18 protein-coding genes are annotated in these 13,047 nt (G+C 71.1%); 8 read left to right on the forward strand and 10 right to left on the reverse strand.

What is annotated here, in order from left to right:
* Window positions 1-17: 17 nt before the first annotated feature.
* The 6 genes from ACZ6TB_RS40295 to ACZ6TB_RS40320 all read right to left on the reverse strand — a co-directional run bounded on the left by ACZ6TB_RS40295 (window position 18) and on the right by ACZ6TB_RS40320 (window position 4,132).
* Complete coding sequence (locus tag ACZ6TB_RS40295) at window positions 18-722, reverse strand: hypothetical protein (RefSeq protein ID WP_465564321.1); 705 nt, start codon at window positions 720-722, stop codon at window positions 18-20.
* Window positions 723-726: 4 nt separating this feature from the next.
* Entirely contained in the window at window positions 727-1,293 is a 567-nt protein-coding gene (locus tag ACZ6TB_RS40300; protein WP_465564323.1) for a VUT family protein, read from the reverse strand.
* Window positions 1,290-3,098: a DNA cytosine methyltransferase gene (locus ACZ6TB_RS40305; protein ID WP_465564326.1), complete on the reverse strand. Its 1,809-nt coding sequence runs from the start codon at window positions 3,096-3,098 to the stop codon at window positions 1,290-1,292. Before ACZ6TB_RS40305 ends, ACZ6TB_RS40300 begins: the two co-directional genes overlap by 4 nt.
* Window positions 3,098-3,388 carry a hypothetical protein gene (locus ACZ6TB_RS40310; RefSeq protein WP_465564329.1) on the reverse strand — a complete coding sequence of 97 codons (291 nt, stop codon included), beginning with the start codon at window positions 3,386-3,388 and terminating at the stop codon, window positions 3,098-3,100. Before ACZ6TB_RS40310 ends, ACZ6TB_RS40305 begins: the two co-directional genes overlap by 1 nt.
* Before the next feature lie 107 nt (window positions 3,389-3,495).
* Entirely contained in the window at window positions 3,496-3,726 is a 231-nt protein-coding gene (locus tag ACZ6TB_RS40315) for a hypothetical protein (RefSeq protein ID WP_465564331.1), read from the reverse strand.
* Between the two features lie 157 nt (window positions 3,727-3,883).
* Complete coding sequence (locus tag ACZ6TB_RS40320) at window positions 3,884-4,132, reverse strand: hypothetical protein (protein WP_465564334.1); 249 nt, start codon at window positions 4,130-4,132, stop codon at window positions 3,884-3,886.
* A 206-nt stretch (window positions 4,133-4,338) separates the two neighbouring features.
* Here ACZ6TB_RS40320 and ACZ6TB_RS40325 point away from each other — a divergent pair, with 206 nt between their 5' ends.
* From ACZ6TB_RS40325 to ACZ6TB_RS40340, 4 genes are all read left to right on the forward strand, one after another.
* Complete coding sequence (locus ACZ6TB_RS40325) at window positions 4,339-4,737, forward strand: helix-turn-helix domain-containing protein (protein WP_465564337.1); 399 nt, start codon at window positions 4,339-4,341, stop codon at window positions 4,735-4,737.
* A gap of 24 nt (window positions 4,738-4,761) precedes the next feature.
* Window positions 4,762-5,700, forward strand: coding sequence for a TrpB-like pyridoxal phosphate-dependent enzyme (locus tag ACZ6TB_RS40330; protein WP_465564339.1), 939 nt, complete (start codon window positions 4,762-4,764; stop codon window positions 5,698-5,700).
* Between the two features lie 38 nt (window positions 5,701-5,738).
* Window positions 5,739-6,689 (forward strand): GNAT family N-acetyltransferase, encoded by a 951-nt coding sequence (locus ACZ6TB_RS40335; RefSeq protein WP_465564341.1) that lies wholly within the window; start codon window positions 5,739-5,741, stop codon window positions 6,687-6,689.
* A 171-nt stretch (window positions 6,690-6,860) separates the two neighbouring features.
* Window positions 6,861-7,229, forward strand: coding sequence for a hypothetical protein (locus ACZ6TB_RS40340; protein ID WP_465564343.1), 369 nt, complete (start codon window positions 6,861-6,863; stop codon window positions 7,227-7,229).
* 78 nt (window positions 7,230-7,307) lie between these two features.
* Here the strand turns inward: ACZ6TB_RS40340 and ACZ6TB_RS40345 are convergent, their stop codons facing one another.
* Window positions 7,308-8,099, reverse strand: coding sequence for an SAM-dependent methyltransferase (locus ACZ6TB_RS40345; RefSeq protein ID WP_465564346.1), 792 nt, complete (start codon window positions 8,097-8,099; stop codon window positions 7,308-7,310).
* Between the two features lie 99 nt (window positions 8,100-8,198).
* On the opposite strand from ACZ6TB_RS40345, the gene ACZ6TB_RS40350 reads away from it, so the two are divergent.
* Window positions 8,199-8,933, forward strand: coding sequence for an MBL fold metallo-hydrolase (locus tag ACZ6TB_RS40350; RefSeq protein ID WP_465564348.1), 735 nt, complete (start codon window positions 8,199-8,201; stop codon window positions 8,931-8,933).
* On the opposite strand, the gene ACZ6TB_RS40355 is transcribed toward ACZ6TB_RS40350, so the two are convergent.
* Window positions 8,924-9,775: a LysR family transcriptional regulator gene (locus ACZ6TB_RS40355; RefSeq protein WP_465564350.1), complete on the reverse strand. Its 852-nt coding sequence runs from the start codon at window positions 9,773-9,775 to the stop codon at window positions 8,924-8,926. The two genes, ACZ6TB_RS40350 and ACZ6TB_RS40355, sit on opposite strands and share 10 nt — an antisense overlap.
* Before the next feature lie 68 nt (window positions 9,776-9,843).
* Here ACZ6TB_RS40355 and ACZ6TB_RS40360 point away from each other — a divergent pair, with 68 nt between their 5' ends.
* Genes ACZ6TB_RS40360 through ACZ6TB_RS40370 form a run of 3 tightly spaced genes read left to right on the forward strand, consistent with a single transcriptional unit; the run spans window position 9,844 to window position 11,380 of the window.
* Window positions 9,844-10,725 (forward strand): EamA family transporter, encoded by an 882-nt coding sequence (locus tag ACZ6TB_RS40360; RefSeq protein WP_465564352.1) that lies wholly within the window; start codon window positions 9,844-9,846, stop codon window positions 10,723-10,725.
* The gene (locus ACZ6TB_RS40365; RefSeq protein WP_465564355.1) at window positions 10,722-10,973 is read left to right on the forward strand and encodes a hypothetical protein; all 252 of its coding nucleotides are present in this window, start codon (window positions 10,722-10,724) and stop codon (window positions 10,971-10,973) included. Before ACZ6TB_RS40360 ends, ACZ6TB_RS40365 begins: the two co-directional genes overlap by 4 nt.
* Window positions 10,973-11,380 carry a nitroreductase/quinone reductase family protein gene (locus ACZ6TB_RS40370; RefSeq protein WP_465564358.1) on the forward strand — a complete coding sequence of 136 codons (408 nt, stop codon included), beginning with the start codon at window positions 10,973-10,975 and terminating at the stop codon, window positions 11,378-11,380. The genes ACZ6TB_RS40365 and ACZ6TB_RS40370 overlap by 1 nt, the downstream gene beginning before the upstream one ends.
* Here the strand turns inward: ACZ6TB_RS40370 and ACZ6TB_RS40375 are convergent.
* Both ACZ6TB_RS40375 and ACZ6TB_RS40380 read right to left on the reverse strand, forming a co-directional pair.
* The gene (locus tag ACZ6TB_RS40375) at window positions 11,367-12,602 is read right to left on the reverse strand and encodes an RNA polymerase sigma factor (protein ID WP_465564361.1); all 1,236 of its coding nucleotides are present in this window, start codon (window positions 12,600-12,602) and stop codon (window positions 11,367-11,369) included. The two genes, ACZ6TB_RS40370 and ACZ6TB_RS40375, sit on opposite strands and share 14 nt — an antisense overlap.
* Window positions 12,602-13,021: a YciI family protein gene (locus tag ACZ6TB_RS40380; RefSeq protein WP_465564363.1), complete on the reverse strand. Its 420-nt coding sequence runs from the start codon at window positions 13,019-13,021 to the stop codon at window positions 12,602-12,604. Before ACZ6TB_RS40380 ends, ACZ6TB_RS40375 begins: the two co-directional genes overlap by 1 nt.
* Window positions 13,022-13,047: the final 26 nt, after the last annotated feature.

A 13,047-nucleotide genomic window follows, 5' to 3' on the forward strand; every position in this document is an offset into this window, starting at 1 on the left:
ACGCTCATTCGACGGCTTCACGCGGGCACCACCTCTCGGGACATGAAAGAAGACGGCGCCGGGAGCGGGAACAGTTCGGCCTGAACCGCCGGCTTATCGACCGGCTCACACAGCCACGACAACAACCGCGGAAGATTCGTGTCCGGGCCGAACGCCAGGAACGTGCCATCAGCGGAGTCGCAACCCATCCGCTTAGCCGCCAGCATCCGGCTGCGGGTGTTCACCCGGCCCATGTGCACCCACTTACCGCGGGCCTTCGCCTCCGCTGTGATCGCCGCAGCGGTTTCGCTGGTCTTCCACTCGGCGAGCTGGTGACCGAACGGGCACGTCTCGAGCGGCAGGTCAGCAACATCGGGGACATAGCCGCACGTGGCGCATTCGACGATGCCAGCAAGGAAAACCGCGTCTAGGTAGTCCCACGGCAGGTCGTCGGCGGTGGCGCCGTTCTGGGCGCACAACGCAGCCGGCAAACCCGCCTCGCGGATGCGGCGCAGCATCGGCCACGACCGCTGCAGGGTGGCGTTGTGGTCGGCCACCACATCCGGGGCGACCGCGAACCGGCAACGCAACGGGTCGGGCAGCCGGGACAGCCAGCCCAGATATTGGCCGTCGCCGGGGTAGGCGTTGGAGTAGATGCCGTTGTCGGCGCACCAGGTGGTTCCCGGCTCGAGGAGGTTCTGCGACGCCGGTGTGGTGATCTGGTCGAGGAGTCCGTTACGCATCGCTTCACGCACCCTCGGTCCGGACGCGGTCGCGAAGTACCGCACGGGCCACCCCCAGGGCGAGCAGGGGCAGTGCTACACAGACCACCCACTTGACGGCGACCTGCCCGACGACCGCCGGCCAAATCGCGAACCCAGCCAGGGCGAGGAACAGCAGGCTGTCGACGACCGAGCCGACCAGGTTCGACCAAGCCAACGCCCGCAGCCGATTCCGCGCCCGCAGCGGCTCGTAAACCGCTGTGTCCGCCAGTTCGGACAGCAGGAACGCGGCACCTGATGCCAGGGCGAGGCGCAGCGGTGATGGGCCGCCGGGGAAACTGCCCGCGGCGAACGTCATCAGCGCCGACAAGCTGGCGCCGGCGGTGATGCAGCCGAGCACCCACAGCCGCCAGGTGCGGCCGGCGCTTTCGCGGACGATGTCGCGGGCGGCGAGGGTGAGCCCGGCGGTGAAAGTGCCGGCGGTGACGAACCCGCCGACGAGGCCGAACCGGGCGGTTAGCCAGTTGGACGCGACGACCAGCGAGATGAAAGCGGCAGATGCCAGGCCAGTCAGAAGGCGCGAGCGGGTCATGCGGCCAGCTCCAGATCGTCGCCGGTGATCGCCTCAACAACAGCGGCGACCAGGTCGCGGGCGGCCGGCGGAGTAACGGCGTTCCCAAGCATTCGGACGCGTTCCCGCTTCGTCCCGAGCAGGATGTAGCCGTCGGCGAAAGCCATCCCCGACCGGATCTCATCGACCTCGAGCATCCGGAACGTGCAGTCCTCCACCGCGATCGCCGCACCCAGCAGACCGTCGCCCTGCACCGTCGTCTGCGCCGGCATCGGCACATCCAGGGGACGCAGCGACCGGCCGTCGTACGGGAACAGCACGTGATCCCAGCGGACAAGTGACTGCCGCGGACCCTCCGCGAGGAGCACCCGCATCGGTTCGTCCAGCGGCGTGGACATCTGACCTTGGTCGCCGCGAGCGGTGTTGTTGCGCATCAGCAACGCCTGGTGGGTGCCGTTCGCCGCGAACGTCAACAGCGGATGGTCGGCTGCGGGCTTCGCCACACCGTTGTTGCGCAGCGGGATCACCAGGGCGTTCTCGTGCCGGGCGGTCTGCGCTCGCAGCGGCTGAGATACCGGCCGGGCCTGCTTGCCTTCCCGGCCCTCCATGGGCACCAGCATCGGCTCGATCAGCGCATGATTGCCGCCGTCCGCCACGATCGTCGCCAGCGGATCTGAGCCAGCCAGCGACGTTCTTGGACGACCCGAACGCAGCGGCGCGAGAAACGGGGGGCAAAGAACACCCTCGGTTTCGCGGGTCGTCCGCGCCCGCATCGGCGCATCCGTCGGCATAGCCGAGTCGTTCCAGGTGCCACCGGAAGGCACAAGCATCGGCGGACAGGCCACCGCTTTAGACATCGACGTGTGCAGCGTCGTCAACGGCCGGTCCGCCGGCCACGAACGAACACCCGGACGACGTTCGAACGTGTGCCCCGCGGCCTCAAGCGTGACGGGCCGCGAGTAGCGCCGTAGGCCGGCCTCGATCCGGGCGACCGTTTTCGGCTGCAACGGCTTCGTCCGATCTCCGATCCGCTGACCGATGATCGACCAGTCGATCGCCGAGGCCGCGGGCAGAGCATACGGGTGCACCTTCGCCCCGCGGCAGCTCAGCGACGGGCAGACGAAGTGGTACTGCTGGCCGTACCGCATCGCGCGCCGCTTGCCGGGTTTCGTCATCATCACGCCGCGCACATCACCGCATGTCATGCACCACGCGAGCGGTCGGCACCACTTGGCGAAGTCCGGCCGCTTGTACTGCTTGCGCCAGAAGACGAAGTACACGCGATCGCGTAGCTGCGGGGCACCAGGGCCGAGTGCGCCGGCGAACGCCGAGTTGAGCACCTGAATGTGGTGGTCGTAGCCGAGCTTGTCCATGCGCAGGAGCCACTCGTCCAGGTGCTCCCACATCAGAACGTCGGTGACGTTCTCCACCAGCACGGCCCGGTACCGGTGGACTTCGGTGAACCGGGGCACGTCCTGCATGAGCATCCGGGACCGCTGGGCGGCCTCGTCCGGCAGTGGCTCCGCGTACTCCTCGCCGAGCTCGAGCTGGACCGGTTTGCCGTCGTAGTCGACCTTCTTGCCCCGGGCAATGGACCAGTTTGTGCATTCGGGGGAGAACCAGGCGAGGTCTGATTTGGGGTGCCGGCGCGGGTCAATCTCGGCGATGTCGGCCCGGTCGTGATCCATGTCGGGGAAGTTCTGGTTGTGGGTTTCGATCGCCAAGTCCCAGTGATTCGCGGCCATGATGCCACGTACGCCAGGAACCTGGTGGAAGCCCTGGCTGGAGCCGCCGCCGCCGCAGAAGTAGTCGCTGATCGTGAGCATCAGGCCGCTACCTCGCCGCGCAGGTCAAGCACGAGCGGCTGGGCGAACAGGCCGGATACGTCATCGCCCGGCTCGGGTTCGCAGCAGCACTCACCCAGCAGGCCGGCACCACACGCGCAGGTCGGCAGCAGGTAGGACGACTGGAGCGGACCGCACAGCACACACCCGGGAACCGGGTTGTCCAGGGAGTGGACGTGCTCGGCGTGCCAGGCCCGGGCGAACACCTCCGGGTCCAGCTTCAGAGTGACCGCCGTGTCAGAAGCAGGGGAGGGGGTAGTCGATGCCAGCACGGCACCGTTAGAGTGTGTATCGATCAACGTCGCTCCCAAGGTCGGGTCGTGGTGTTGAATCAGGAAGCGAGCCCCAGGTGGTTGCGACATCTGGGGCTCCTGCACGTTCACGGGTTGCGCGAGTTCAGCTCCTCGAGCGCGTCGCGATGCGACGGGAACCAGCGGTCCACACCGTTCACGCTCAACATCGCCCCACCCGACTTCAGCGGGGTGATCGACGGCTGGTTCCGGGACAGCGCCTTCAGCTCGCGGCGCTGCTCAGGCGACAACTTCGCCCAGCCGTCCACCTCGCTGTCGGCTGCCGCGCGCATCCGGTCGGCCTCCGGGCGGGCGGTCACGCGGCTGTCCTGCGAGCGGAGGTTCCCGCCTGACGTACTGCCGCCGAGGTGTCGGTCGGAGCCAACAGCAGGCGCAGGCGCGAGATCTGGTCCTCGGTGAGCGGAGGGGCCGCCAGCGTTCGCCGCCGGATATGCGCCTGCGCGGCTTTGTCCCCGGTCATGCGGCCGGCCAAAGGTCGTCGACGTCGACATCGAGTTGGTTAGCGATGTGCCGGGCCTTGAACAGGTTGGGCGCGGTGTGGCCGTACTGGTAGAGGTAGACCATCTTCGGGGTCGTTCCGAGCAGTTCGGCTCGGGCGGCATCGGTGGTTGCACCCTTGGCCGCGCATGCCTCGACGAAGAGGTCGCGGTTCACCGGCACGGCGCCATATGTGGCGGCTTTCGGGCCGGTCTTCACGTCACTCATGACGGAAATACTGGCAGTGGATCCGCCGCACGTCAATAGTGACGTGCGAGCGACGACGCCTTGGGGGTGTAAATTTACCTCTGTCTATGATGACCGTTGGCGGGGGCGACAGTTCGGCCCCAGGCTGCTGGAGGCAGCGCATGTCACATGTGACCAGAACACACTTGCCTGCAATCGAGCCTCTGCCAAACCCCTACGATGACGTCATGAATGACGCGGCGTCGACGCAGACCTTCGCCAGCCTGATCCGCAACGCCAGAGAAGCAAAAGGGTGGTCCCAGGAACAACTGGAACAAGCCATCGCCGACAACGGCGGCGAACGAATCAGCGTCAGCACCATCTCCCGATGGGAGCGAGGACAGGCCGGCCGGCCCGAGCCCCTGCATGTGCGCATCGTCTGCAAGGCACTCGGCGTCGACCCGAGGCGCGCCGCTGTCGCACTCGGCTACCTGGCGGCGGACGAGGTCGACGGGCCGCACATGCGCCCAGAAGTCGAGGAAGTCCTAGCCATGCTCGAGGACCCGCGCCTACCGCCCGAAGACCGCGATCGGTGGATCGACTACCTCAAGTTCTTGTACCGACGTGCCAACGACCAGGCAATGTAACACTGTGTCTAGACACGTCACATCGTGATCCTCGCGTTCGCCTGCGCGCAGTTCGGGGTGGAGTGCGAGGTGTGGCAGGTCCGCGCGTCGTACGACCAGAAGCCGTACCGGAAAATCATGATCGAGACGTTCGGCGGCACCATCCACCCGTCGCCGTCCCCGCTGACGGCGGCGGGCCGCAAGGTGCTCGCCGACGACCCGGCGTCACCCGGCTCGCTCGGCATCGCGATCAGCGAGGCGGTGGAGGTCGCCGCCCAGAACGCGGACACCAACTACGCGCTCGGCAGCGTGCTCAACCACGTGCTGCTGCACCAGACGATCATCGGCGAGGAGGCGCTGCTCCAGCTGGCCCAGGCCGGCGACGTGCCGGACGTGATCGTCGGCTGCACCGGCGGCGGCTCCAACTTCGCCGGCCTGGCGTTCCCGTTCCTGCGCGAGAAGCTGGCCGGCCGGATGGCGCCGACGATCCGCGCCGTCGAGCCGGCGTCCTGCCCGTCGCTGACCAAGGGCACGTACGCGTACGACTTCGGCGACACCGCGGGTATGACGCCGCTGATGAAGATGCACACGCTCGGCCACGAGTTCATTCCCGACCCGATCCACGCCGGCGGGCTGCGCTACCACGGCATGTCCCCGCTGATCTCGCACGTCTACGAGCTGGGCCTGATCGAGGCGGTGGCCAAGACCCAGAAGGAGTGCTTCGAGGCGGGCGTCCGTTTCGCCCGCAGCGAGGGCATCATCCCGGCCCCCGAGCCGACGCACGCCCTGGCCGCCTGCGTCGAGGAGGCGCTGCGCTGCAAGGAGACCGGCGAGGAGAAGGTGATCCTGACCGCGCTGTGCGGCCACGGCCACCTGGATCTGCCCGCTTACGGGAAGTTCCTGGCCGGCGACATGGTCGACCACGAGCTGTCGGACGAGGCGGTGGCCGCGGCGCTGGCCGGCCTGCCGGCCGTCCCGGCCTGAGACGCGATGATCGGTCATGCCCGCCCTACGATGCGGGCATGACCATCACGCGGCTCGATCCGGCCGACTCCGGGGCGATGGCCCGGTGGTACGAGCTGACGGTCGCGGTCACCCGCCATGATCGGCCCGACTTCCCGGCGCCCGGCCGGCGGGCGCACCTGGCCCGCTTCGAGCACCCGTGGCCGGCGTCGACCGAGCAGGTGCTGCTGGCCCGGGACGGCGACCGGGTGATCGGGGCGGCGTCGTGCCTGCTGACCGGGGTGGAGAACATCCAGGTGGAGTTGATCGTGGACCCGCGGCACCGGCGTCGCGGCGTCGGGACGGCGCTGCTGGACGAGGTCTACGCGGCCCACCGCCGGCGCCTGCTCGAGATCGAGACGGTCCGCGACGAGGCCGGCTACCGCTACCTCACCTGCCGCGGCCACCGGCCCGGCCTCACCAGCATCCGCTCCCGGTGCCGCGTCGGCGACGTCCCGGGCCCGGTCACCGCGGACGGCTACTCGCTGGTCCGGTGGCGGGACGCCGTGCCGGAGGAGATCATCGAGGACGTCGCCGCCCTGCAGAGCCGCCTCATGCTCGACGCGCCGACCGGCAACCTGAAGGTCAAGCAGCAGCCGTACGACGCCGGCCGGATCCGCGATCAGGAGGCGGCCGAACGGGGTCGCGGCCACCACTGGTACTCGACGGCGGCCCGGCACGACGCGACCGGCCGGATCGTCGCCCGCACCAAGCTGGCGTTCGAGACCGACGACGACACCCACGCGCGGCAGCGGACCACGATCGTGGAGCCCGCCCACCGGGGCCGGCGTCTCGGCCTGAGCGTGAAGTCGGCCAACCACGCGTACGCCCGGGCCGGCGAGCCCTCGCTGCGGGTCATCGACGCGTGGAACGCCGAGGAGAACATCCACATGCGAGCGGTCAACGCGCTGCTCGGCTTCGAGCCGGTGGATCGCTGGTCGGTCTTCCAGCTGCGGGCGCCGGCGCCGTAACCACCCCGGCGCGGCGCAATGGGGCGTCCGGGCGGGCGGATCGATCCGTCCGGGTGATGCCCGGACCTCGGCGCGCGCCGCCATCGTGAAGGCCATGAATCGTCGACGCGCCGCGTTCGCCGCCGCCTTCGCGGCCCTGGCATCGAGCACCCGTTGACGGCCGGAGGAAACGTGAGCGCGAACGATCTGCGGCTGACCCTGCACGGCGACGGACTCGACGACTCCCAGGTGGCGGAGCTGGCCCGGGACCTCCGCGCGGAACTGATCAAGTTGGACGTCGACGACATCGCCATGGCGCCGGCCCGGGAACGGCCGGACGGGGCGAAGGCCGGCGAGGTGATCGCCGTCGGCAGCCTGGTGGTGACGCTGGCGCCGATCGTCGTGACCTCCGTGCTCGAGGTGATCGCCTCCTGGCTGCGCCGGCAACCGGCCGACGTCGAGATCGAGATCGACGGTGACCGGTTCAAGGGGACGGTCACCTACGAGCAGCGGAACGCTCTCGTCCACGCCTACCTCAAGCGGGTGAGCCCTCGGCCGTGACATCGCGACCGATCGCGGGCCCGGTCCGGCGGCGTGTCCGGACGGGGGACGTGCGAAACGGCCGGGTGAGCGGACGCGTCACGGCTTGCGGGCCACCCCGCAGTAGACGTTGAGGTGCTGGGGCGTCTCGCCCGCGCCGGGGCGCCACAACGGGGTCGAGACCACGCCCGGCTCGACCAGCTCGAGGCCGGCGAAGAAGCCGGTCATCTCGGCCGGGGTGCGCAGGTGGTAGTCGGCGCCGCCGCTGCGGGCGGTGCTCACCGCCTCGGCGGTCTCGGCGGTGATGACGCTGTCGTTGAGGATCAGGTAGCTGCCGGACGGCACGGCGCTCACGAAAGCATTGACGATCTCGGCCGGGCCGGGAGTGTCCTCGTCGGCCACGTTGCCGAGGATGCCGAGCATCATCAGGGCGATCGGCTGCGAGAAGTCGAGCGTGCCGGCGGCGGCGCGGAGGATCTTCTCGGGGTCGTGGACGTCGGCGTCCACGTAGTCGGTCACGCCCTCGGGGCTGCTGGTGAGCAGGGCGCGGGCGTGCACGAGCACGAGCGGGTCGTTGTCGACGTAGACGATTTTGGACTCGGGGGCGATGCCCTGGGCCACCTCGTGCGTGTTGTCGGCGGTGGGCAGGCCGGTGCCGACGTCGAGGAACTGGCGGATGCCGGCCTCGCCGACCAGGAACCGCACGGCCCGGCCGAGGAACTGCCGGGACGCCCGGGCCACCTCGACCACGTCCGGGTAGACCTCTTTGACCTGGTCGCCGACGGCCCGATCGGCCGCGAAGTTGTCCTTGCCGCCGAGCCAGTAGTTCCAGATGCGAGCGCCGTGCGGCACGCCCGTGTCCAGCGTGCCCGGAGTCCCCGTGTCGCCCATAGCCCGCGCCTCCCTGCATCGGCCGATGTGAGCGCGATCATAGCGAGGCCAGTCGATCTTGAAGGCCGCGCGGTGGGCGAGGGGCACAAAATGAGGAGCATGACCTTCCAGATTCGCCGGTACGGTGGCCCGACCGTCCAGTTCGCGGTAGGCGGCGTCACGTTCCTGACCGACCCGACGTTCGACGAGCCGGGCGACTACCCGATCGGCGACCGCAAGCTGACTCGGACCGCCCCACCGCTGCTGCCGCCCCCGGACGCCGGGACCGTCGACGTCGTGCTCCTCTCGCACGACCAGCACCCGGACAACCTCGACCGGGCCGGCCGCGCGTTCGCCGCGTCGGCGCCGCTGGTGCTGAGCACGCCGGCCGCGGCCGCGCGGATGGGGGCGCGCGGGCTGTCGCCGTGGGAGGCGGTCGATGTGGACGGCGGCGTGACGGTGACCGCGGTGCCGGCCCAGCACGGTCCGGACGGCTCCGAGCACCTGGTCGGGGCGGTGACCGGCTTCGTGCTGCACGGCGAAGGGCTGCCGACGGTGTACGTGAGCGGCGACAACGCCTCGCTGCGGGTGGTCGGGGAGATCGCCGCCCGGTTCCCGTCGATCGACGTGGCGATCCTGTTCGGCGGCGCGGCCCGCACTCCGCTGATCCCCGGCGCGAACCTGACGCTCGACGCCGCCGGGATGGTCGAGGCCGCCCGCATCCTCGGCGCCCGCGAGGTGCACGCCGCGCACATCGACAGCTGGGCGCACTTCACCGAGGGCGCGGACGAGGTGCGGGCCGCGTTCGCCGCCGCCGGCCGGCCGGACCCGACGCCGCCGCAGGGTCAGGCGTAGGCGGCGCGGGCCAGGGCCAGCAGCTCGGGCAGGTGGCGGGGTGGGTCGTCGCGCCACCAGGCCAGGGTCACCTCGATCGGTGGGGCGTCGCGGACCGCCCGGTAGGCCACGCCCGGGCGCGGGTTCTGGTTGGCGGTCGCCTCCGACGTCACGCCGACGGCCTGGCCCGCGGCGATCAGCGTGAGCCACTCGTCGACGCCGTGCGACTCGCGGGTCGAGGCCGGCCCGGCGCCCGGCGGCCACAGCTCGGGCGTGGTGGTGCCGGTGCGGCTGTCCAGCGCGACCGTGTAGCGGGCCAGGTCGGCCATCCGCACCGAGCGGCGGCGGGCGAGCGCGTTGTCGGTGGCCACCGCCGCGCAGCGGGCCTCGGACCCGATCGGCGCGCTCTCGAAACGCCCGTCGGCCAGCGGCCTCCGGAGAACCGCGACGTCCGCGACACCCTCGGCCAGACCGGCGGTCACGGTTCCCGACTGCACGAATATCAGCGGTACGCCGGGATGCGCCGTCCCCCAGGAACGCTGCAACCGCCTCGTGTGCTTGCCCAGCGCCGCCCAGGCGTAGCCGACCCGGAGCTCGGTCTCCGCCCGCTCGACGGTCCGGCGCAGGTGGGCGACCTCCTCGAGCACCCGGCGGGCGGCCGGCAGCACCCGGGCGCCGGTGGCGGTGAGCGAAACGTGCCGGGTGGTGCGCAGCAGCAGGCGGGCGCCGAGCGTCTCCTCGAGGGCGGCGATCGACCGCGACACCGCGGCCTGGGAGAGGCCGAGCGCCGCCGCCGCGTCGGTGAACGTGCCGGCGTCGGCCACCGCGACCAGCGCCTCGAGCTGCCGCAGCCGCACATTCATGCGTGCAGCGTATAGGTGGCGCGGCCGGTGCATTTCTCTTCGCCGCGGCCCGCGCCGACGCTGGGAGCATGAACGCCCGGACCACCGCCGGCATCGCCACCATGCTCGGCAGCGCGGCCAGCAACCAGGTCGGCGCCGCCGTGGGCGCGCACGCGTTCCCCATGATCGGCCCGGCCGGCGTGGTCGCGGTGCGCCAGTTCGTCGCCGCCGCCGTCCTGCTGCCCGTGGCCCGGCCGTCGCTGCGCCGTTTCACCTGGGCCCAGTGGTGGCCGGCGCTGCTGCTCGCGCTGGTCTTCGCGACCATGAACCTGAGCCTCTACACGGCCATCGACCGGATCGGGCTCGGCCTCGCGGTGACGCTGGAGTTCCTCGGGCCGCTGAGCGTCGCGATCGCCGGGTCGCGCACCCGGCTCGACCTGGTCGCGGCCGCGGCCGCCTGCCTCGGCGTCTACGTTCTGGTCCGCCCGGGACCGTCGAGCGACTACGCCGGAGTCGGTCTCGGTCTGCTCGCGGCCGCGTGCTGGGCGGCGTACATCCTCCTGAATCGTCTGGTCGGCGCCCGCCTCGCGGGCCTGCAGGGTCCCGCCGCCGCGACCACCCTCTCGGCCCTGCTCTATCTGCCGGTGGTCGCGTTGCGACCGTTCGATCTCGCCGGCATCGGGTACGCGGTGGTGGCCGGCGTGCTCAGCTCGGTGGTGCCCTACGCGGCGGACCTGATCACCCTGCGGCACGTGCCGGCGCGACTGTTCGGCGTCTTCATGAGCGTGCACCCGGTGATGGCCGCGCTGGCCGGGGTGGCGCTGCTCGGCCAGCCCCTGCGCCCGCACCAGTGGGCCGGGATGGCACTGGTGGTGACGGCCAACGCGGTGGCCGTCGGCGCGGGACCGGTCCGCCGTTCCGGGCACCTGCGCCGCGTACCGGATCATCAAGGTTTTAGGATGTCGGAATGAGCGACGAGACCACGGCCGAGCAGCTCCGGCAGGAAATCAAGGACGTCGACGCGGAGATCGCGGAGCTCCGGCGGCTCGGCGGCGACGCCCAGGCACGCCGGGGGCAGGATTCCGACACCTCCGAGGGCTACATCGAGCCGGAGGAGATCGCCACCGAGCTGACCGGCATCGCCGAGAACGAGGCCGTCATCGACGTGCTGACCCAGCGCCGCGAGCGCCTCGAAGAGCAGCTCAAGGCGCTCGGCTGATGGACGTCCGGGCGATCAACAAGCGGGTCGTGGAGCAGTTCCGGGCCGGCGGCGAGATCGAGGGCATGCACCGCGACCGGTTGCTGCTGCTCACCACCGCCGGCGCCCGCACCGGCCGGCGGCACACGACGCCGATGATGTTCCACCGCTCGGGCGACCGGCTGCTGGTGATCGCCTCCAACGCGGGCGCGCCGGCCGACCCCGACTGGTACCGCAACCTGGTCGCCGACCCGGAGGTCACCGTCGAGATCGGCGACTCCTCCTACGACGCCACCGCCGCGCCGCTGACCGGAGACGACCGCGCCCGGGCGTGGGACGAGATCAAGGCGGCGTACCCGTTCTTCGCCGACCACGAGGTCAAGGCGGCCGGCCGGGAGATCCCGGTGGTCGCGCTCAACCGTCGCTGATCGCGGCGGCCTTCCGCAGCAGCACCGAGCGCTCGCGGGCGTTGCCGCACAGGCGGGCGGCCAGCTCCAGCTCGGCCCGGGCCTCGGCGCGGCGGCCGAGCCGGGTCAGCAGCTCGCCGCGGACGGTCGGCAGCAGGTGCGAGCCGGCCAGCCGATCGGTGGCGACCAGCTCGTCGACGATCTCCAGGGCCGGCCGCGGGCCGCTCGCCATCGCGACCGCCACCGCCCGGTTGAGCTCGACCACCGGCGACGGCGCCACCCGGCCCAGGGCCTCGTAGAGCAGGACCACGCGCTCCCAGTCGGTCTCGGCGACCGAGGGGGCGGCGGCGTGGCAGGAGGCGATCGCGGCCTGCAGCCCGTACGGGCCGAGGCCGCGCCCGGCCTTCGCCGCCTGCCCGAGCGCCGCCAGTCCACGCCGGATCGCCGACCGGTCCCAGCGCCGGCGATCCTGGTCCTCGAGCAGGATCGGGTCGCCGTCCGGGCCGGTGCGCGCCGGGAACCGCGAGGCGGTCAGCTCGAACAGGGCCAGCAGGCCGTGCACCTCGGGTTCGGCCGGCAGCAGCGAGCCGAGCATCCGGGCGAGACGGATCGCCTCGTACGCGAGATCGGTCCGCAGCAGTTGATCTCCGGCCGTCGCCGTCGCGCCCTCCGTGAAGATCACGTAGAGCACGCTGAGCACCCCGCCGAGCCGGTTCCGCCGCTCCTCGGCCGGCGGCAGCTCGAACGGGACGCCGGCCGCCCCGATCGTCTTCTTGGCCCGGGTGATCCGCGCCTGCACGGTCGGCACCGGCACCAGGAACGCGCGGGCGATCTCCTCGCTGGTCAGGCCGCCGACCGCGCGCAGGGTGAGGGCCACCCGGGCCTCCGGGGAGAGCACCGGGTGGCAGGCCACGAACATCAGGGCGAGGACGTCGTCGTCGATCCGGTCCGGGTCCCACGGGAGATCGTCGTCCAGGACCGTCTCGTTCGTCGCGGCGAGCGTCGCGTACCGGTCGTCGAGGGCCGACCGGCGGCGGAAGCTGTCGATCGCCCGCCGCCGGGCCGTCGAGAGCAGCCAGGCCACCGGGTCGGCCGGCGCGCCGTCGCGCGGCCAGGAGACCAGCGCCTCGGCCAGCGCCTCCTGGGCCACGTCCTCGGCCAGCGCGAAGTCCTTGGTGTAGCGGGCGAGCGCGCCCACGATCCGCGCGGACTCCATCCGCCAGACGGCCTCGACCGGGTGCATCAGATCTGGCCGGTCCGCTCGCGCCAGGCCTTCTCGTTCTGCACCCACTTGTTGTCCTGCGGGAACTCCTCGATGCTCGGCACCCGGCGGATCTCGGTCTTGGTGCCCGGCAGCGCCGGCAGGCGCTTGGCCCACTCGACGGCCTCCTCCTTGGAGGCGACGTCGAGGATGTAGAAGCCGCCGAACAGCTCCTTGGTCTCCCCGTACGGCCCGTCGGTGACGATCGGGGCCTCGCCGGTGTAGTCGACCACCACGCCCTGCGACGGGTCGTCCAGCCCCTCGGCCGCCACCAGCACGCCGGCCCGGATCAGCTCGTCGTTGAAGCGGCCCATGGTCTCGAGCATCTCCTCGAACGGCGTCTCCATCATCGTGGCCATCGCCTCGTCGGTGCCGCGCATGATGAGCATGTACTTCGCCATGATGAAACTTCTCCTCGGTTCGCGGG

It is taken from the genome of Actinoplanes sp. NPDC051537, from assembly GCF_055586105.1.